The organism is Terrabacter sp. FW104-15G4B, assembly GCF_058790095.1.
Genome location: NZ_JBYTCI010000001.1, coordinates 1 through 20,117, shown reverse-complemented (window position 1 = coordinate 20,117; position 20,117 = coordinate 1). Strand labels below are relative to the sequence as shown.

Annotated in this window: 14 protein-coding genes; 6 read left to right on the top strand and 8 right to left on the bottom strand. The window is 72.9% G+C overall.

Annotated features, from left to right (window positions below; genetic code table 11):
- Positions 1-92 precede the first annotated feature (92 nt).
- A complete protein-coding gene (locus AC3WRT_RS00070; RefSeq protein WP_492717653.1) occupies positions 93-362 on the top strand; it encodes a mycoredoxin in 270 nt (89 codons plus the stop codon).
- 9 nt (positions 363-371) lie between these two features.
- On the opposite strand, the gene nudC is transcribed toward AC3WRT_RS00070, so the two are convergent.
- Positions 372-1,400: an NAD(+) diphosphatase gene (nudC, locus tag AC3WRT_RS00065; protein ID WP_492717651.1), complete on the bottom strand. Its 1,029-nt coding sequence runs from the start codon at positions 1,398-1,400 to the stop codon at positions 372-374.
- A gap of 88 nt (positions 1,401-1,488) precedes the next feature.
- On the opposite strand from nudC, the gene AC3WRT_RS00060 reads away from it, so the two are divergent.
- Complete coding sequence (locus AC3WRT_RS00060) at positions 1,489-3,099, top strand: phosphotransferase (RefSeq protein WP_492717649.1); 1,611 nt, start codon at positions 1,489-1,491, stop codon at positions 3,097-3,099.
- A gap of 63 nt (positions 3,100-3,162) precedes the next feature.
- Here the strand turns inward: AC3WRT_RS00060 and AC3WRT_RS00055 are convergent, their stop codons facing one another.
- From AC3WRT_RS00055 to AC3WRT_RS00040, 4 genes are all read right to left on the bottom strand, one after another.
- Positions 3,163-6,711, bottom strand: coding sequence for an ATP-dependent helicase (locus tag AC3WRT_RS00055; protein ID WP_492717647.1), 3,549 nt, complete (start codon positions 6,709-6,711; stop codon positions 3,163-3,165).
- On the bottom strand, positions 6,708-9,944 hold the full coding sequence (locus AC3WRT_RS00050) for an ATP-dependent helicase (RefSeq protein ID WP_492717645.1): 3,237 nt from the start codon (positions 9,942-9,944) through the stop codon (positions 6,708-6,710). Before AC3WRT_RS00050 ends, AC3WRT_RS00055 begins: the two co-directional genes overlap by 4 nt.
- Before the next feature lie 169 nt (positions 9,945-10,113).
- Positions 10,114-12,297 (bottom strand): catalase/peroxidase HPI, encoded by a 2,184-nt coding sequence (katG, locus tag AC3WRT_RS00045; RefSeq protein ID WP_492718401.1) that lies wholly within the window; start codon positions 12,295-12,297, stop codon positions 10,114-10,116.
- Between the two features lie 72 nt (positions 12,298-12,369).
- The gene (locus tag AC3WRT_RS00040) at positions 12,370-12,801 is read right to left on the bottom strand and encodes a Fur family transcriptional regulator (RefSeq protein WP_492717643.1); all 432 of its coding nucleotides are present in this window, start codon (positions 12,799-12,801) and stop codon (positions 12,370-12,372) included.
- Between the two features lie 120 nt (positions 12,802-12,921).
- Between AC3WRT_RS00040 and AC3WRT_RS00035 the strand changes: the two genes are divergently transcribed.
- The gene (locus AC3WRT_RS00035; RefSeq protein ID WP_492717641.1) at positions 12,922-13,695 is read left to right on the top strand and encodes a class I SAM-dependent methyltransferase; all 774 of its coding nucleotides are present in this window, start codon (positions 12,922-12,924) and stop codon (positions 13,693-13,695) included.
- Positions 13,692-15,446: a glycosyltransferase family 61 protein gene (locus tag AC3WRT_RS00030; RefSeq protein WP_492717639.1), complete on the top strand. Its 1,755-nt coding sequence runs from the start codon at positions 13,692-13,694 to the stop codon at positions 15,444-15,446. Before AC3WRT_RS00035 ends, AC3WRT_RS00030 begins: the two co-directional genes overlap by 4 nt.
- Positions 15,447-15,466: 20 nt before the next feature.
- On the opposite strand, the gene AC3WRT_RS00025 is transcribed toward AC3WRT_RS00030, so the two are convergent.
- From AC3WRT_RS00025 to moeB, 3 genes are all read right to left on the bottom strand, one after another.
- The gene (locus AC3WRT_RS00025; protein WP_492717637.1) at positions 15,467-16,930 is read right to left on the bottom strand and encodes a hypothetical protein; all 1,464 of its coding nucleotides are present in this window, start codon (positions 16,928-16,930) and stop codon (positions 15,467-15,469) included.
- 91 nt (positions 16,931-17,021) lie between these two features.
- Positions 17,022-17,765: an MGMT family protein gene (locus AC3WRT_RS00020; RefSeq protein WP_492717635.1), complete on the bottom strand. Its 744-nt coding sequence runs from the start codon at positions 17,763-17,765 to the stop codon at positions 17,022-17,024.
- 10 nt (positions 17,766-17,775) lie between these two features.
- Entirely contained in the window at positions 17,776-18,954 is a 1,179-nt protein-coding gene (gene moeB, locus AC3WRT_RS00015) for a molybdopterin-synthase adenylyltransferase MoeB (RefSeq protein ID WP_492717633.1), read from the bottom strand.
- Between the two features lie 100 nt (positions 18,955-19,054).
- Here moeB and AC3WRT_RS00010 point away from each other — a divergent pair, with 100 nt between their 5' ends.
- The gene (locus AC3WRT_RS00010; protein ID WP_492717631.1) at positions 19,055-19,744 is read left to right on the top strand and encodes a TetR/AcrR family transcriptional regulator; all 690 of its coding nucleotides are present in this window, start codon (positions 19,055-19,057) and stop codon (positions 19,742-19,744) included.
- A gap of 56 nt (positions 19,745-19,800) precedes the next feature.
- Positions 19,801-20,022 carry a DUF3107 domain-containing protein gene (locus AC3WRT_RS00005; protein WP_492717629.1) on the top strand — a complete coding sequence of 74 codons (222 nt, stop codon included), beginning with the start codon at positions 19,801-19,803 and terminating at the stop codon, positions 20,020-20,022.
- The last annotated feature ends 95 nt before the right edge of the window (positions 20,023-20,117 follow it).

Genomic DNA, 20,117 nt, shown 5'->3' with positions numbered 1-20,117 from the left:
GTCATCCTTGCATCGAGGGACGACGCCCGTCCGGCCCGTCCCCAACGCCGGCATCAGCCCGCGAACGACCAGTGGAAGACGAGTAGGTATCGATGTCCGAGACCAGCCAGGTCACGCCCGACGAGGGCTCCATCACGATGTTCACGACGACGTGGTGCGGCTACTGCACCCGTCTGAAGGGCCAGCTGCGCCGCGAGGGCGTGCCGTTCACCGAGATCGACCTCGAGGCCAACCCGGAGCACATCGACTTCGTCGAGCACGTCAACGGCGGAAACCGCACAGTCCCCACCGTCGTCTTCCCCGACGGTTCGGCGGCGACCAACCCCTCGCTGGCCGAGGTGCGCTCCCGCCTCGCCGGCTGAGCGCGAGGCTCAGAAGGCGGTGGCCGTCCCCGGGGACACGACCGACTCGACGCTCTGGCCGAGCCAGTGCTCGATGATGCGCTTGGCGATCGAGATGCCGCTCGGGGTGCGGATGGCGGCACTGCGCAGCAGGTCGCGGTACTCGTCACGGGTGACCCATCGCGCCTCGGCCATCTCGACGGGGTCGACCGTCAGCTCCGTCTCCCGCGTCGTGGCGGCGAAGCCGATCATCACCGACGACGGGAACGGCCAGGGCTGGTTGCCCAGGTAGCGCGCCCCCTCTACCCGGATCCCGACCTCCTCGGCCACCTCTCGGGCCACGGCAGCCTCGAACGACTCGCCCGGCTCGACGAAGCCGGCCAGGACCGAGAAGCGTCCCTCGGGCCAGTGCGCCGCACGGCCGAGCAGCAGGCGGTCGTCGGGGTCGAGGACCGACATGATGACGGCCGGGTCGGTGCGCGGGTAGTGCTCGCTGCCCTCCCGCTCGCACCGACGCACCCAGCCGGCCTGTCGGGGCTCGGTCCGGGCGCCGCAGCGCGGGCAGAAGCGGTGGTTCGCGTGCCAGTTCGCAAGCGCCAGCGCCGTCGTGAAGACTCCGGCGTCGCGCGGCGCGAGCGCCTCACCCGCCTGGCGCAGGCCGAGCCAGCTGTCGGCGGCGCGGTCGCCGCCCTCGTTCGTACGGCCGTCGGGCCGATGGCCGTCGTCGCCGGGGTCCTGCGCCACGACGCCGACGTATGCCGTGCCGTTGGCATCCCGGCCCAGGTGCAGTGCCAGCCGGGCACGGTCCGCCGGCTCGGGGGCGCGCAGCACCAGGGTCAGGTCACCGTCACCCTCACCGCCTCCGGGTCGGTTGCCGTCGACGCGGGCGCTCTCACCCGTCACCACCTGCATGCGGTCACCGCGGATCTCCGCGACGCGGGTCCGGGGGTCGTCCAGGAGCTCGGTGAGCAGCCCGGGCCGGCGACGCTCGAGGGCTGCCCGGTCGAGGGAGCCGCGCGAGAGCGCGAGATCGGCCAGGGTCTCGTCCGTCAGTGCCACACGCACCACACTAGGACGGCTCAGGCATGTCGGCCGTGCCGGGCGTCGCCTCCCACGTTGGGCGCGTCCCTCGTCCTACGCTCGTCACGTGACGCGCAGCCCTCTGTTCCTCGCCGCCCTGGCGAGCTCGGCCGTGCCGGGCCTGGACCCGGTGACGGTGGAGGGCGTGCCGGGTGAGCCCGGCGACCTCTTCGAGATCGCCTACGTGCAGGACAGCCAGGACCGCCGGTGGGTCGTCAAGGCGCCATGCACGGCAGCCGCCGGAGCCATGCTCGACGACATCTCCACCCTCTCGGGCCTGCTCGGGCGACGGCTCGACGTCGCCATGCCGATGGTGCGCGGATGTGCCCCGGTGCCGGAGGGCCGGGCCACGGTCTACCTCCGGGTCCCCGGCCGGCCCCTCGACTTCGCCGGGCTGCCGACGGGCCCGCTGAGCGCCGCGGTGGGCCGCACGCTCGCCCACATCCACAACGTCGAGCACCTGCTCTTCGAGGAGGCTGGGCGGCCCACCTACGACGCCGAGGCGCACCGCCGGCGCCAGCTCTCCGAGCTCGACCGTGCTGCGGCGACGGGGCATGTGCCCACCGGCCTGCTGACGCGCTGGGAGCACGCCCTCGAGGACGTCTCGCTCTGGCGATTCGCCCCCTGCGCGGTGCACGGCACCTTCACCGGCCAGAACGTCCTCGCGTCGTTCGATGACGACGACGACTCGTCGAGCGGGCACGTCCGCGGCGTGCTGGCCTGGGAGGAGAGCCGTGTCGGCGACCCCGCCGACGACTTCGCCGAGCTCGCCAGTGTCGCGTCGCCCGACACGCTGGACGCGGTCCTCGAGGCCTACGCGGAGTCGCGCATCGAGCGGCCGGACGTGCACCTCGTGCGCCGAGCCCGGCTGGCCGCCGAGATGGCGCCACTGCGCACCCTGCTCCATGCCCTGGCTGCAGGGGAGCTCGAGGTCGTGGAGCGCACCGCCGACGTCTTGCGCAGGCTCGACGCGCGAGTGGAGCGCGACGACCGCCGACGTGCTGGCGAGGACGCCGAGCGCAGCAAGCGCACCCGTCAGGCGCGTGAGCGCGCCGCCGCAGCCGCCCGCGCCGACGAGCTCGGACCGTCCGAGCAGCTGCCACAGCACGCCGAACGCGCCGAACGCGTCCAGCCGACAGAGCACCCGGAGTCCGAGTGGGACGCGACCCAGCCGCACGTCCCCTTCCCGATGCTCGGCGAGACGCAGGCCATGTCGACGCCGTCGTTGCCCGACGAGCCCCGGCCGTCGCGGGATGCCGTCGAGCACGGGTATGCCGCCGCCCCGGCCGAGCCGCAGCCGGCCTCGTCCCACGATGCCCCGCCCGCACTCCCCGACCCCGGGTCGTCGTTGGCGTACCAAGCCGATCGCCCGCCGCGTGGTGAGTCGAGAGTGCCGGTGCCGGTCGGGCAGGCACCGGCCGAGCCGCCCGCCGCCGACGACGTCGAGCCGGGGTCCGTGGCGACAGGCCAGGTCGAGGACTCCCAGCCGGTGCCGGTCGTGGCAGCAGACTCCGACGCCTCGCCCTTCGAGATCGACGAGGTCGAGGCGCTGCCGGAGGACGCCGACGGAGTGCTGGACCTGCATGAAGGCGCCTCGGCGTTCGTCCCGGTCACCTCGACCGAACACGCCCTCGACGCCGTCCCCCGACAGCGACAGGCCGCCGAGGACCACGGCTGACGCCTTCCCCGGCTTCTCCTCGCGTCGTGGTACCGCGCGGTCCCGCGCCGCGGACTGCGCCGCTCACTCGGGCAGCGTGCGCAGCAGCTCGACCAGCGCGGCCTCGCCGGGCACCTCCGGGCGGACCGTAAAACCCTCCCCTGCGTAGTAGAACGCGGCGTCGACGAGCGACGGGTCGACTCCGCGCAGCCTGGCGAAGGCGACGGCATACGCGCCGAGCTGGAGGGCTCGCACGGTCGCGTCGCGTCCGGTCGGGCGGGCCCCCGTCTTCCAGTCGACCACCGTCCAGCCGCCGTCGTCGCGCCCGAAGACGGCGTCGACGCGACCACGGACCGCGATGCCGTCGAGGACGGTCTCGATCGAGAGCTCCACCTCCTCGGGGATGCGGTCGGCCCACTCGCTGGCGAGGAAGCGCTCCTTCATGGCGTCGAGGTCACCGTCGTCGGACGCGCCCTCGTCGGCGCTGCCCGGCAGGTCGAGCACGTCGACGAAGGCGGCGCGCGAGTAGTGCTCCTCGATCCAGGCGTGGAAGGCCGTGCCCTGACGCGCGGCGACGGCCGGCGGGCTCGGCATCGGGCGCCTCAGCGACATGGCGAAGGCCTCGGCGTCGCGTGCGAGCGACACCACCGCCGAGGCCGAGAGGTGTCGCGGCACCTCGACGACAGAGTCGGCTCTCGTGCGTCGAGCCGCCTGCTCTGCCAGCAGGATCCGCAGGTCATCGACTCGCGCGTCGCCCTGCGGGACCGTGGGCCCCTCCCGGACGAGGCGGGTGATGCGGGCGTGGGCCCCGAGCAGCGAGGCGCGACGTGCGCCCATGGGGTCGTGCGGCCACTGTTGCGAGATCGGCACCGCGAGGTGCGGGTTGGTGGGCGCGCACGGCGCGCCCTTGGCGTCGACGACCGGCTCCGGGGCGGGCGCCCACGTGGTGCGCGAGACCGCGCCCGGCAGGGCCTCCTCGACCTCAGCCAGGAAGCGTGAGGGCACGGACATCGTCTTCTTCGCCGCGCCCCAGAGGTGCGTGGTGAGCAGCATCGAGGAGCGCGCACGCGTGAGCGCGACATAGGCGAGGCGGCGCTCCTCCGCCACGGCGTGGCGCCCGCCCTCCAGCACGAACGCGTCGATGGCCGCGCTCAGCGCCTTGCGGTCCGGCACGCCACGCCAGTCGAGGTGGGGCAGGCCCGCCCGATCGCCGCGCAGGTCGTAGGGCAGCGAGTCGAGACCGATCAGCCACCCCTTGTCCTTGACGTCGCCGGAGCAAGCGTACTCCACCGGGTCGCTGTCGGCGACGGGCGCCACAGCCGTGGCGCCGTGCGCGGGGAAGACGCCCTCCACGAGCGTGGGCACAGCGACGACGTCCCACTCGAGGCCCTTGGCGGCATGGACCGTGAGGACCTGGACGGCGTCGGCGTCGGACTCCGTGTGGCCGGCGTCAAGCCCGCGCTCCTGGTCGCGCGCAGCGTCGAGCCAGCTGAGGAAGCCCGAGAGGGTGGGCCGGTCCGCGGTCGTCGCGTAGCGGGCTGCGACGTCGGCGAAGGCGTCGAGGTGCACCCGCGCCGTCGATGCGGTGTGCTCCGGCCGCGAGAGCACCTCGATGTCCAGGCCGATGGCGACCTCCACCTCGGCCACGAGATCGACAAGGGGCAGCGCAGTGAGGCGACGGAGGCGGCGCACGACGTCGGAGAGGTCGCGCAGGCGGACCTGCGCCTGCTCGCTGATGCGGGCCCCGTCGCGAGCCGTCCAGCCGGGGCGCGGAAGGTCGTCGAGGGCCTCCACCAGGGTGGCCGTGTCGGCGCTGTCGGCGGCCAGGTCGGACCCGCGTCGATCGGAGGCGGACTCCTCGCCCGGCACGCCTGCCGGCGTCGAGGCCTGGTCGCGCTCGTCGGCCGGTCCCGCGCCATCGTGGCGCCGGTCCTCCGGACCGGAGCCCTCGTGGCCCTCGTGCGCCGACGCCGACGTCCCGTCGTGTTCAGCGCGGCTCGACGCCGCGCGTGTCGCGCGGGCGTGGAGCTCCCGGGCCCACGCCCAGAGCCCGGCGAGGTCGGCCGCACCGAGACGGACCACGGGGCCGGTCAGCAGCCGCATGAGCTGGTCGCCACGGGTCGGGTCCTGGACCACCCACAACGCGGCCACGAGGTCGCTGACCTCGGGGGTGACGAGCAGGCCGCCCAGGCCCACCACCTCGACGGGGAGCTGGTGCCGGCGCAGCGCCTCGAGCACCACCGGGAACGAGGAGCGCCGGCGACACAGCACCGCGGCGCTGCGGCCCGTGCGCCGTCCGCTGGGACTTGACCAGTGGGAAGCGATCCAGGCTGCGACGTGGTCGGCCTCCTCCTCGGCGGTCTCGAGGCGGGCGACCTCGATGGAACCGACGCCGGCGCCGGGGCGGGGGCGAAGCGGTTGCACGTGCTCGGTGGCGAGCGGGGCCGCGACGACGTTGGCCGCGTCGAGGATCAGGGAGTCGTTGCGCCAGCTCGTCGAGAGCGGCAGCACGTCGGCCGGCCGCGCATCGCTCGCGAACTCCGACGGGAAGCGCAGCAGGGTCGTCGCACTGGCGCCGCGCCAGCCGTAGATCGACTGGTTCGGGTCGCCGACCGCGGTCAGCGCGACCCCCGGGTGGTGAAAGAGGGAGCGCAGCAGCTCGAGCTGCGCCTCGGAGGTGTCCTGGAACTCGTCGAGCAGGACCGCGCGGAAGCGCTCCCGCTCGATCTCGCCGACCGCGGGAACGGAGCGAGTCAGCCGTGCGGCGATCGCCATCTGGTCGGCGAAGTCGAGGGATTCTCGCTCCCGCTTGAGGGCGAGGAAGGCGTCGACGATCGGCAGGACGGTGCGCCGCTCCCGCAGCACGGCGACGGCGTCCCGGGCCGCGGTGAGCGAGCCGCGCCCGTCGCCGTCCGGCAGGCCTTCGAGCCGAGCCAGCACGGCGTCGAGGTGTTCGATGACCTCTGTCGGTGTGCGAACGTGTTCGGCCATCTCGCCGGCGAGGGCCATGACGGCCTGGATGACGGTGGCCTCGCTCTTGACGACGCCGTCCATCGGACCGTCCCAGCGCGACACGGCCTCGGCGGCCAGCTGCCAGGCGCCCGCCTCGGTCAGGATGCGGAACTCGGGCTCGATGCCGACCCGGAGGGCGTGCTCGCGCACGACGCGGCCGGCATACGAGTGGTAGGTGGACACGGTGGGAGTGCCGCCGAGCACCTCGGCGCCGGAGCCGTCGTCGGCCGGTGGCGTCCAGATGCCGGCCCGCTCGAGGCCGCGCAGGCGCTTCGCGATGCGCTGCGACAGCTCCGCGGCGGCCTTGCGCGTGAAGGTGAGACCGAGCACCTGATCCGGGTCGACGAGGCCGTTGGCGACGAGCCACACGACGCGGGCCGCCATGGTCTCGGTCTTGCCTGAGCCGGCCCCTGCCACCACGAGCAGGGGTCGGGCCCCGGCCTCGATGACGGCCGCCTGCTCGTCGGTGGGGGGTGGCATCTCCAGGGCCGTCGCGATGTCGAACGCACTGTGCTGCACCGTCGTGGTGGCGCCTGCGCTCCGCCCTGCGCTCGGTCCTGCGCTCGGTCCAGCACCCCGGCCGGCACTTGGCCGCGGCTGCGTCGTCTCGATGGTGCTCATACGGCGTCCCCTTCGGGCTGGACGGGGCACGACGAGCGCACCGGGCAGGTCTCGCAGGCCTTGCCCTGCGAGGCCGTGAACTCCCCGGCGCCCATCCCCTCGGCTGTCTGCTCGACGAGGGTGCGCGCCCATGCCGGATCGTCGCTGCCCGCCAGGGGCGGCTGCGGCAGCACGCTCGGCTTGAGACCGGAGAGGCCGCCCTTGCCGATGAAGACGAGGGCGGCACCGGCGCTGCGGTCGCCGAGGGCGGGGAAGCCGCCCTCCTCGACGGCAACCTGGTACGCGCCGAGCTGGCCGTGCTCGGCGAGCTCGGCCTTGCTGGGCTTGGACTTGCCCGTCTTGAGGTCGACGATGCGCAGGCGCCCCTCGGAGTCGCGCTCGATGCGGTCGACGCGGCCGGCCACGACGGCGCGGCCTACCTCGACCCGGAAGCCGGTCTCGATGCCGACGCGCTCCCAGTCGCGCTCGGCGGCGTCGCGGTAGGCCGCGAACCGGGCCACCATGTCGTGCGCCTCCTGGTGGGTGCGGTCGGTGACCCAGCCGGGCTTGAGCCCCAGTCGTCCCCAGCGCGCGTCGACCTCGTGCCGCAGCTCGTCGAGCGGCGCGTCGGGAAGCTCGGCGACGATGTCGTGCACGAACGTGCCGACGGAGGCCGCCCCGAGGGACACCCCCTCGCCGCCGACCGACGTGAGGAACCACCGCAGACCGCACTCGGCGAAGTAGGTGACCTTGGACGGCGACACCGGCACGGGCTCATCGGGGCTGCGGACGGGCCGCTCGCTCGTCACGGACCGCAGCGCCCACCACGAGGACGGGTCGGCGCCCCGCACGCCCTCGCGCGCCGCGGCGGCGAGCAGGTTGAGCGCGGGCTCCGCGACGCCGGGGTCGAGGCTGACGGCCTCACGGCGCAGCTCACCGACGAGCCCGGGCAGGGTCATGGTGCGCGCCACCTCGGAGTGCGGGCGCACCTCGTCGGCGAGCCGGGTCGTGGCCGGCGGGTCGACGAGGTCGAGGTACACGGAAGGCTGCTCGTCCTCGTTGCCGACCGCCGTGACGAGCAGTCGCTCGGTGGCCCGGGTGACGGCCACGAGGAAGAGGCGCGTCTCGTCGTAGCGCACCGCCGCCTGGGCGGCCCGGAAGCCGAGCGGCCGCTCCGCGACGACGTCGACGAGGTCCTCGGACCCGAGGACGGACCCGCGCAGCCGCAAGTCCGGCCAGACGCCCTCCTGGACCCCCGCGACGACGACGATGCGCCACTGTCGGCCGGCGGCGGTCTGCGGCGTCAGCAGGGCGACGCGACCGCCGGACTGCCCGCCGACGAGCAGGGTGTCGCCCGGGACGTCCTGGCCCTGGATGTGTTCGTGGAACTTGTCCGGACCGGCGGTCGGCAGCCGGTCGACGAAGGCACCGGCAGCGTCGAAGAGGGCCAGCACGGCGTCGAGGTCGCGGTCGGCCCGCTCCCCCGACGTGCCGCCGGAGAGCGCCTGCCGGCGCCAGCTGTCGGCGACGCCTGCGCTCTGCCAGATCGCCCACAGCACCGACTCGGCCGTGACCCCGCGGGCCCAGCGACCGTCGGCCCCGACCCGGGCGGCTGCCGCACCCGCGGCCAGCGCCGTCGCGATGCGTTCGGCGGGCCGCGCCGTCGACCCGAGCATCACGGCTCGCGGCGCGGACTGGAGCAGCTCGGCGAGAAGCTCGTCGCTGGAGCGGCCACCGCCGGAGGCGAGCTCGTCCTGGCGCAGCAGCCGCCGGAGCCGGCGCAGACCCACCGTGTCGGAGCCCCCGACGGGCGAGACCACGAGGTCTGCGGCGCGCACCGGGTCGATGACATGGGCCTCGCCGCGGTGCTCGGCACGGGCGACGGCGAGGCTCTCCTCCAACAGGTGGAGCAGTGGCCGCACCGCGCTCTCGTCGCGGACCGGGGTCTCCGCCGTGCCGGCCTGGACGGGCACGCCGGCCTGACCGAGCAGGCGTCGCATCGTGTCGGCGCGACCCGACCCGCGCACGACGACGGCCATGTCGGTCCACGGCACGCCCTCGACGAGGTGGGCCCGGCGCAGCAGCGCCGCCACGTGGGCGGTCTCCTGGGCGGTGGACCGCAGCAGGGCGACCTCGACGACACCTCTCGAAGGGTCGGGCACCGCGGACGCCAGCCGTCGCTGCTCACCGCCGCCCAGCGCGCCGATGCGTCTCGACACACGGTCGGCGACGCCCGCCATGGCGTCTCCGAGCCGGTGGGTGCGGTCGAGGACGACCGTGTCGGCCTCGCCGGCGCCCTGCTCGTCGAGCAGGTCGAAGAGCCCGCCGACGAAGCGAGGGTCACGTCGCTCCACTCCGAGCTCGGTCCAGCCGTCGGCGAGGAAGCGCGGGTCGGCGCCGCGGAAGGTCTGGACCGCGACGTCGGGGTCACCGATGAGCACGATTCGCGGCCCACCGGGGCGAGCGACGACCTGCAACAGCCGGGCTGCCGCGGACGTCAGCTCCTGCGCCTCGTCGACGACGACGAGGCGGATGCGCTCGTGGAGGCGGTCGAGGGCCGACGGTTCGTCGTCGAGCAGCTCTGCGACGGCCGTGAGCACCCACGCGGGGTCGTAGGAGCCGTGCCTGCTGAACGAGGTGACCTGGTCGTACTCGCGCAGCACCTGGGCGGCCGCACCCCACTCGGGCCGGCCGTGCTGCGCGGCCAGGTGCGCCAGGTCGTCGGGCCCCTGCCCCAGCTCCACCGCGCGCATGAGCAGATCGCGCAGCTCGTTGCGGAAACCGCGGGTCGTCAGGGCCTCACGCAGCTCCTCGGGCCACGCCGGCCCGGGCACCTCACCGGAGGCATGGCCGGCCAGCAGGTCGCGCAGGATGACGTCCTGCTCGGGACCGTTGAGCAGTCGGGGTGGCGGGTCGCCGCGCAGGGCGGCCTCGGCGCGCAGGACGCCGAAGCCGAACGCCTGCCACGTGCGCGCCAGCGGCTCGGTGGAGGTGCCCCCGAGGCGAGCCGTCACCTGCTGGCGCAGCTCGGCGGCGGCGCTCCGGCTCGAGGTCAGCGCGAGGCACGAGTCGGCGCGCAGCCCGTGCCGGCGGACGGCGTCGACGACGAGCTCCACCGCAACGGTGGACTTGCCGGTGCCGGGCCCGCCCAGGACCCGCAGCACGCGCGCCTGGGAGTCGAGGACCGCCTGCTGGCGCTCGTCGAGCCGGACCTGCGCCGCGGTGGGGGCGGGAGCTCGACGGAGGATGACCACGGGAGGATTCCATCACGGGCGACCGACAACGCCCGCCACACCGACGACGTATGCCGTGTGCCCCCTGGTGCGGTCGCGCGCCCGTGGGGCCGGGAACTCGGCCCCGACAAGACTTGTGGGCGCGCGAAGGACGGCATACGCCGTCCCGGGCCTCCGGAGTGTCAGGACGTCACTTCATGTCGAAGCGGTCGGCCTCCATGACGTGGGACCAGGCCGCGACGAAGTCGTGGACGAACTTCTCGCCCGCGTCGTCGCTGGCGTAGACCTCGGCGAGGGCACGCAGCTCGGAGTTGGAGCCGAAGAGCAGGTCGACGCGGCTGCCGGTCCACGTCTGCTCGCCCGCGGCGTTGGTGGCGACGAACTCGTCGGCCGCCTCGTTCGTCGGCGTCCACGTGGTGCCGAGCTCGAGCAGGTTGACGAAGAAGTCGTTCGTCAGCGTGCCGGGACGGTGGGTGAACGTGCCCGTGGTCGAGCCGCCCGTGTTGGCGCCGAGGACGCGCAGGCCCCCGACGAGCACCGTCATCTGCGGGGCGGAGAGGCCGAGCAGGTTGGCGCGGTCGACGAGGAGGTACTCGGCCGGCACACGACCCGGCTTGCCGAGGTAGTTGCGGAAGCCGTCGTGCCTGGGCTCGAGGTAGCCGAACGACTCGACGTCGGTCTGCTCCTGGCTCGCGTCGACGCGGCCCGGGCGGAAGGGCACCTCGACGGTGACGCCCGCCGCCGCAGCCGCCTGCTCGATCGCGACGTTGCCGCCGAGGACGATGAGGTCGGCGAGCGAGACGGCGTGGCCGCCACGGCCGTTGAAGTCCGACCGGATGCCTTCGAGGGCGCGCAGGACCGTCGCGAGCTCGGCGGGGTCGTTGACGTCCCAGCCGCTCTGCGGCTCGAGCCGCACTCGCGCACCGTTGGCGCCGCCGCGCTTGTCGCTGCTGCGGAAGGTGGAGGCGGAGGCCCACGCTGCCTTGACGAGCTGGCTGGCGGTGAGGCCCGAGTCGGCGATGGCCGCCTTGAGCGTGACCACGTCGTCTGCGTCGACCGGCTCACCGGTGGCCACGGGCAGGGGGTCCTGCCACAGCAGCTCCTCCTGCGGCACCTCGGGGCCGAGGTAGCGCTCGATGGGCCCCATGTCGCGGTGCGTGAGCTTGAACCACGCCCGCGCGAACGCGTCGGCGAACTCCTGCGGGTTCTCGTGGAAGCGGCGCGAGATCCGCTCGTAGGCAGGGTCGAAGCGCAGCGCGAGGTCGGTCGTCAGCATGGTGGGCAGGCGCTTCTCGCCACCCTCGTCGGGGGCCGGGATGATCGGCTCCGCGTCCTTGGCGACCCACTGGTTGGCGCCCGCCGGGCTCTGGGACGGCTCCCACTCGTGACCGAAGAGCATGTCGAAGAAGGTGTTGTCCCACTGTGTCGGCGTCGGGGTCCACGTGACCTCGAGACCGGACGTGATGGCGTCCTGGAGCCTGCCGGTGCCGTAGGACTGCTTCCAGCCCAGGCCCTGCTCCTCGAGTGGCGCGCCCTCGGGCTCCGTGCCGACGTACTTCAGAGGGTCGGCGGCGCCGTGGGTCTTGCCGAACGTGTGGCCGCCGGCGATGAGCGCGACGGTCTCCTCGTCGTTCATCGCCATCCGCCCGAAGGTCTCTCGGATGTCGCGGGCCGAGGCCACCGGGTCGGGCTTGCCGTTGGGGCCCTCGGGGTTGACGTAGATCAGGCCCATCTGCACCGCGGCCAGCGGGCTCTCGAGGTCGCGGTCGCCGGTGTAGCGCTCGTCGCCGAGCCACTCGGCCTCCGATCCCCAGTAGACGTCCGCATCCGGCTCCCACACGTCCTCGCGCCCGCCACCGAAGCCGAAGGTCTTGAAGCCCATCGTCTCGAGAGCGACGTTTCCGGTGAGGACCATCAGGTCTGCCCACGAGAGCTTCTGGCCGTACTTCTTCTTGACCGGCCAGAGCAGGCGCCGGGCCTTGTCCAGGTTGCCGTTGTCGGGCCAGGAGTTGAGTGGGGCGAAGCGCTGCTGGCCGGCGCCCGCACCACCGCGGCCGTCGTGGACCCGGTAGGTGCCGGCGCTGTGCCAGGCCATGCGGATCATGAAGGGGCCGTAGTTGCCGAAGTCAGCCGGCCACCACTCCTGCGAGTCGGTCAGGACGCCGGCGATGTCGGCCTTGACGGCGGCCAGGTCGAGGCTTGCGAAGACTGCGGCGTAGTCGAAGTCAGCGCCGAGGGGGTTGGCGACCGCGGGGTTCTTGGCGAGGACCTTGAGGTTGAGGCGGTTCGGCCACCAGTCCTGGTTGCTCGTGCCCGCAGGGCGGGTCGACCGGTCGTGGGCCACGGGGCACTTGCTGGCCTCCGGCTCGTTCATCTCGCCGACTTCGGCGTCAGGCTGGTGGAGCTCAGACACGAGGATGTCCTTCACTTTCTCTGGTGGGCAACTTCAGGAGGGGACGGCGGAGGAGGCGCACGACGGGCAGAGGCCCCAGTACGTCACCTCGGCCTGGTCGATCACGAACCCGTGGCTGTCGGCCGCCGTGAGGCACGGCGAGGCCCCGACGGCGCAGTCGACGTCGGCGATCACACCGCAGGAGCGGCACACGACGTGGTGGTGGTTGTCACCGACGCGGACCTCGTAGCGGGCGACGGATCCGGTGGGCTGGAAGCGACGCACGAGGCCGGCGTCGGTGAGCGCTCGCAGGACGTCGTAGACGGCCTGGTGCGAGACGTCTCCGGCGATGTCACGGACGTGCCGGATGATCGTGTCGGTGTCAGTGTGCGGGTGGTCGGTCAGGACGGTGAGCACGGCGACACGCTGGCGGGTGACGCGCAGGCCGGCCTCACGCAGCTGCACCTCCACGTCGGCCCCGGTCACGTTGCGAGTCTGGACCGCTTTCTGGAACAAATCAAGTCTTTGCAGAGGCCCGTCGGAGGGCAGGGAACACTATGCTGACGCGCAGGCCGGGCGGCCGACGCCCGGACGAGACAGGGAGCGATGGCGCTGGTGTTCTATCTCGACGTGCTCAAGGCCTTGCACGACCGGCTCCACCCCACGACCTACCTGGAGATCGGCGTCAGCAACGGTCGCAGCCTCTCGCTCGCCCGCTGCCGCGCCATCGGCGTCGACCCCGCCTTCTCCGTGACCCATGAGCTCGACGGCGACATCGCTCTGGTCCGGTCCTCCAGCGACGACTTCTTCGCCGGCCGGGACCTGGCCCGGCTCTCGCGCGGACGTCCAGTCGACCTCGCCTTCATCGACGGCCTTCACCTGTTCGAGTTCGCCCTGCGCGACTTCGCCAACGTGGAGCGCCACTGCGGGCCCCGCTCCGTGGTCGTCCTCGACGACATGCTGCCACGCACCGTCGACGAGGCTGCCCGGGCGCGCCACACCCGAGACTGGACCGGTGACGTCTTCCGGCTCACCGCCGTCCTGCGCCGTTACCGGCCGGACCTCGTGGTGCTACCCATCGACACCGCTCCCACAGGTCTGGTGCTGGTCGGCGGACTCGATCCCGACAGCCGGGTCCTGACGGAGCACTACGACGCCATCCTCGCGGAGTACCGCCAGCCCGACCCGCAGACGGTGCCGGTGGAGGTCGTCGCACGCCTCGATGCCGTGCCCCCGCAGCGCCTCCTCGCGTCGAGGCTCCTCGACGACATCGGCGACCACACTGCCGACGACGCGGCCTGGCGCCGACGCGTCGACCAGTCGGTATTGGCCTGCGCCGGCCCCGCCTTCGCCGGTACCTTCCCGACCGGCGCCTCATGAACGCCCTCACGCGCACGGTCCTCGACCTTCTCGCGGGTGACGTGTCCGCGGCCACCGAGGTGCCCACGCTGCCGGGCGAGGTGCCCGCGCAGGACGCCCGCCACCTCGTCCTCGTGCTCGGACACGACACCGTGGAGATTGCCACCGAGCTCGGCCAGCGCCTCGTCGACGCCACCGTCCACCTGCTCGTCGTCTCCGCCGCGGACCCCGCCCTCGACGCCGAGCTTCCTGCAAACGTCCGCGTGACGCTGTGCCGGAGCATCTGGGACCGGGTCGACCACCTGGCGGGCCTGCCGCGCCCGCAGCTGATCGTCGAGTCCGGCAACGGCCGCAAGGGCCAGAAGCTGGCCTGTTTCCGCGAGCTGTTCCTCTTTCTCGAGCCGGGCGGCTGCTACGTCGTCGACCGACTCGCCGACGTGGACGACGAGGCGCTGCACGACGTGCCCGGAGAGACGGTGCTCGACCTGCTCGAGCGGCTCGAGCAGGCCAGGTCCCTGGACCCCGAGGACGCCTCGCTGTCCAAGCCCGATGCCGAGCTTGTGCGGGCCTCGTGCCCGCGACGGATCTGCGGTGACAGGGCATACGTCTCCAAGCAGCACCGGCATCTGATGAAGCTCCGGGACGAGCGAGCGGCCGACCTGCTCACCGCCCGTCTCGGCGACTCATGGGGATCGGTCGTGGAGATTCGCAGCGGCTACACGTATCCCAGCCGCGCCAGGGTGAGCACCTACGGCGACGGCCCCCTCCACGGCTCCGACGACGTGCCCCGACCCATCTCGGTGCCGCAGCGGTCACTGCGCCGCTACGAAAAGCCCGTGGTGCTTCCCCGCCAGCGGGTTCTCCTCGGGGACTTCTTCCTTCCCGAGACGTTCCGGCACCACCTGGCGCGCCGGCTGGCACATCACACCATGGTGGGCGCGACGGCGGCCCTCGACCGGCTCAAGGAGGACTGGGAGCTCGACCCGACCGACCTGCCCGGCAGCTTCTTCCACTTCGACACCGAGTACCCCGGCCACTACGGGCACGTCATGACCGAGGTGATCTCCCGTTACCACGGCTGGACCGAAGCCCGGCGCCTCGAACCGGGCGTGCGGCCGCTCGTCAGCCTCCGGGAGGGCGAGCAGGCCATGCCCGACTACCAGGTCCAGCTCTTCGACGCCCTCGGCATCCCCTCGGAGGAGGTCGTCTACGTCCCGCACGACCGGACCGTTCGCCCCGAGCTGCTCTACGGGGTCACGCCGGACTTCACGATGCCGCACTACGCCGACCTTGGGCTGGCCGCGCTGTACGCCGAGGTCGCGCGACGACTGCACACACCGCACCTGGAGACCCCCGAGAAGCTCTTCGTCTCGCGTCGACCCGGCGGCTGGCGTCACTGTCACAACCTGTCTGACGTCGAGGAGTGGTTCACTCGCGAGGGCTTCACCGTCGTCTACCCCGAGGACCACTCGCTGGGCGACCAGATCAGCATGTTCCGTCAGGCCCGACGGCTCGCCGGCTTCGGCGGCAGCGGGATGTTCAGCTTGATGTTCGCCCCGGGAGCTCGGTGCGTCCTGCTCTCCGGCAACGCGAACACCGCCAACAACGAGTACCTCATCGGCTCGGTGGTCGGGCTGGACCTGCACTACTTCTGGTCACCGAGCGACATCCAGCACCCGGAGAGCGGTTGGACCGACGAGGCCTTCCACTCGGGCTTCACCTTCGAGCTCGACCGTTTCGCCGGGCAGCTGCGGCGGCTGCTCGCGGACTGAGCGGCCTGCTTCCGGCTCCCCTACCGCAGACCCGTCAGCCGACGGTAGGTGCCGCGCAGCACCCGCACCCGGGCGAGACGGGACACCAGAGGGTCGACCCGGCGCGGCAGCCGGCGGCGCAGGGCGGCCACGGCCCCGGTGGCGCGCGGACGCTCACGGTCTTGCCCCGGACCTGCCGCCGGGCCGACGGGACGAGGCGCCGGCACGAGGGTGTACTCGCCCGTCGGCGAGGTCACCAGCTCGCACCCGCTGTCGACGGGACGGACGCCGCCGAACCTCGTGCGCAGGGCCAGTCTCCCGGGCAGAGCGCCGACACGGCACTGGAGCTGGGCCCGCTCGTCGTCCAGGACGAGCCTGCCCGGCAGGACGACCTCGCCCAGGACCAATGATCCTTCAACGACTCCCTCGCCGACGTGGGCGAGCCCCGGCAGCGCCACCGTCAGGAGCGAGCCCGTGGCGTCCTCCACGACGTCGGACAGCCGTGCCTCCAGCGACCCCAGCAGCGATCGCGCGGTGGCGCCGACGTCGATGACGAGGCCCCCGCCCTGCCAGTGCACTCCCACTGGTCGCCCGTGCAGCACGGCAGGCGCCTCCACCGGCTCCTTGGCGGCCGCGCCGACACGGCCCCTCAGGGTGCGGGGGGCCTCGTCCGCCTCACCGACCTCGAGCTCCAGCCACACCTCGAGCACCTCGTCCGGGATCTCGCCCGACACCGGGATGCCGGCGGACCAGGCGAGAACTGGAGCCTGAGCTTCGTGCGTGCCATCCGCCCCGGGCGCTCCGAGGCCGCCATCGACGCCAGGAACGCCCACGGCGCCCTGGGGCGCCGACGCGGCGACGGCCGGGTGCGCATCCAGCCGTCCACTGGCCCGGCCCACGACGAGGACGGAGGCTTCACGCACCGACCCGGCCGGTTGCGGAGCGCAGCCCCGGAGCTCGAGCACGCCGCCGTCCCACCGCACCTCGGCCACGACACCCTCGAGGGCGGACGCCGCTGCTGGATGCACGCCGAGACCCGCGGCGTGCCGGAGCGGAACCCGCACGGCGACGTGGCGGGCGGCGCCGGAGACGCCGGCTGCGCCCGACGCGCCGGGGCCTCCTCGATGCAGCTCCAGGGGTCGGGCCACGACGCTGCCGAGCGGATGGCTCGCCTCGACGGTGACCTGGTCATGGCCGCCGGACTGCCCCCCGATGTCGACCAACCGGCTCAGCGCAGACGCCTCGAGGCGGTCGTCGAGCGCCAGTCGCAGCACCCAGTCGCCCTCGGGGTCCACCAACTCCTCGGCACCGACGACGAGCCGGACGTTCGGGCGGTGAGACACCGCGAACTCCAGCGCGGCCGACAGCGCCGAGGGGGCGGTCGAGATGACCAGCTCCCAGTCCTCCACGGGCAGCGTCTGCGCATCGAGGTGCCGCAGGAGTGCGAGGGCGGCGGGCACACCCTTGGCCTCGACCCTCGTCCATACCGTGAGCCGACGCGTCATCTGGGAGACCGATCTTCCACTCGCCATGAGCTGGGACGACCGCAACCCTAGCGGCCGGGCTGCCGCGGAGGGGCTTCCGGCGCGGGCAGCCTCAGCGAGCGACCAGCTCGACCTCGAAACCCTCGCCGCTCTCGAGGTAGGCGGCGTAGTGCTGCGGGCCACCGGCATACGGGTGCCGGTCGGGGAACATCAGCGTCCACCCGCCCTCGCCGCACCCGTCGACGACCGCGTCGACCTCCGCCCGCGAACCGCCATGGAAGGCAAGGTGGTTCAGTCCCGCTCGTCTTCGTTCGTGGGGCCCGGCGACGACGTCTGGGCCTGCCTCGAGGACGACGTAGAGGGACCCGAGCTCCCACGCCTGCCCGCGCCCCCAGTCGTCGCCGAGGTGGTAGCCGAGCCGGCCGAGGAGCCAGCCCCACTCGCGTCCGGCGGACGCGATGTCGTCGACCCAGATCTCGACGTGGTGCAGCGCGCCGCGTGCCGCGACTCCCCCACCCCCGACGGACCCCGCCGACCCGGCGGCCGCTCCCCCGAAGTCCCACCGGGCCCGCTCCATGTCGGCCCGGCCGCCCTCGACGAGACCGCGCACCATGGGGGTGCCCTCCGCACGCCAGTGCTCGACCGCCTCGTCCTCGAGGCCCTGCGGTGGCCTCCCGTCCGACCGGATGACCCGCCACCAGGGCACGCCGGAGCCGTAGCGGCTCAGCACCGTCCCGACGGTGCGCGGGCCCATCCCCCCGAGACGTCGCGCGATGTCGCCGTAGGCGAGGACGCGGCCCTCCGGGATGGTCGTGACGAGGTCGAGCACGCGCTCGGCGTGGTCCTCCAGCGGCACTGGCGCCCTCTCAGTACTCGGGTTGGCTCGGGTCGATCTCCCGGACGTAGGCGAGTATGCCGCCCTCGACGTTCGCGACGTCCGTGAGGCCCGCGCGTAGCGCGAGTCTGGTCGCTTCGGCCGACCGTGCGCCAACCTTGCAGTGGATGAGCACCCTACGGCCGGACGGCAGCTCGTCGAACGCCTCGCCGGACCGGAAGCGGTCGAGGTGGATGGCGATGGCGCCGGGGATGGAGGCGATCGCCCGCTCCTCGGGGCCGCGCACGTCGACGAGCAGGGGCGGCTGTTCGGCGGCCAGCTCGTCGGCCATCTCGCGAACCGTGACCGTCGGGAGGTCACCCTCACCGTGCGTCGCGGCGCCCGGGACACCGCAGAACTCCACGTAGTCGATGAGCTCGGTGACGGTCGGTTCGTCGCCGCACACCGGGCAGGTGGGGTCGGCGCGCACGGTCAGGGTGTCCCACGTCTGGCGCAGGGCGTCGTGGACCATCAGACGCCCGACGAGCGGCTCGCCGATGCCGAGGAGCAGCTTGACGGCCTCGGTCGACTGGACGGAGCCGATCGCCGCGCAGAGCACCCCGAGCACCCCGCCCTCCGCGCAGCTCGGCACCGAGCCCGGCGGTGGCGGCTCCGGGAAGACGCAGCGGTAGCAAGGCCCGTGGCCTGCCCACCACACCGACACCTGGCCGTCGAAGCGCAGGATCGATCCCCACACGTGCGGCTTGCCGAGCATGACGCACGCGTCGTTGACGAGGTAGCGCGTGGGGAAGTTGTCGGTGCCGTCGACGACGAGGTCGTAGCCGGCGATGATCTCGAGCGCGTTGGAGGAGTCGAGGGCGACGTCATGGCGCACGACCGTCACGTGGGGGTTCACGCGATGGACGGCCTGCTCGGCGGACTCGGTCTTGGGGCGCCCGATGTCGGCGTCGGAGTGGATGACCTGCCGGTGCAGGTTGGTCAGGTCGACGACGTCCGCGTCGGCGATGCCGATGGTGCCCACGCCCGCCGCGGCGAGGTACAGCAGGGCCGGTGACCCGAGGCCCCCGGCGCCCACGACGAGGACCCGGGCCGCGGCGAGGCGTTCCTGGCCGTCGCGCCCCACATCAGGCAGCAGGACGTGGCGGGCGTACCTCGTCGTCTCGGCCTTGCTGAGCGCGCGACCCGTCCTGACCAGCGGATCCGTGGACATGCCCACACCGTACTGCTCGGTATGGTGGGAGGGACACGGTCGTCTGCGGGGGCGGACGGCGACGACACCCGAGATGCGCCGACGCACGAAGAGGATCCGCATGGCAGACGAGACCACCCCGCCCGGCCGCGGGCAGCGACTGCCCCGATCCGAGCGGCGCGCCCAGCTGCTCGACGCCGCCCTCGGGGTCTTTGTCGAGAACGGCTACCACGCGGCCGCCATGGACGACATCGCGGCACGGGCCGGCGTGTCCAAACCCGTGCTCTACCAGCACTTCCCGGGCAAGCTCGAGCTCTACCTCGCGCTCATCGACCAGCACACGGGCGAGCTGGAGCAGCTGGTGCGCGACGCCCTCGCGCTGTCCGACAACAAGGCGCGCATCAACACCATGACCCGCGCCTACTTCGACTTCGTGGGCCAGGAGGGAGCTGCCTTCCGGCTGATCTTCGAGTCCGACCTCGCCAACGAGCCGGAGGTGCGCAGGCGCCTGGACCAGATCGACCTGACCTGTGCGGAGGCGATGGCCCAGATCATCCGCAGCGAGACGTCCATGGAGCAGGAGGAGGCCGTCCTCGTCGGCGTCGCGTTCGTCGGCCTGGCGCAGACATCGGCTCGCCACTGGCTGACGCACGAGGCGAGCCTGTCCAAGGAGACGGCGGTGCGCATCACGGCAGCCCTGATCCGCCGGGGCTTCGGGGCCTTCCCGCTCGTCGGGCGGGGCGAGGGCCGGCCCGAGGGGGACGGACTCGTGGGTACGGGCCGGGAATCGGTCGGTACGCCCGCTGGTTAAGGTGACGACAGGACGCGGTCGACCGCGTCCACCCAGCCGGAGAAAGCAGGTTTGACGTGGAGGTCCGCATCGGCGTGCAGAACGTGGCACGCGAGATCACCTTCGAGACGACGCAGTCGAGCGACGAGGTCTTCACCGCCGTCAAGGCATCGCTCGCATCCGACGTGCTCGAGCTGACCGACGACAAGGGGGGGCGCATCCTCGTCCCCTCCGCCTCGATCGGCTACGTGACAACGGGTGCCGAGCGCAAGACCGGCGTCGGCTTCGGCGCTCACTGACGACATACGGCACACCGAAGCCCCAGTGCTGCAACGAGATCAGCAACGGCAACGGACACGAAGCGCCCTGTGAAGGCCGCCGACCGGTACCGGTC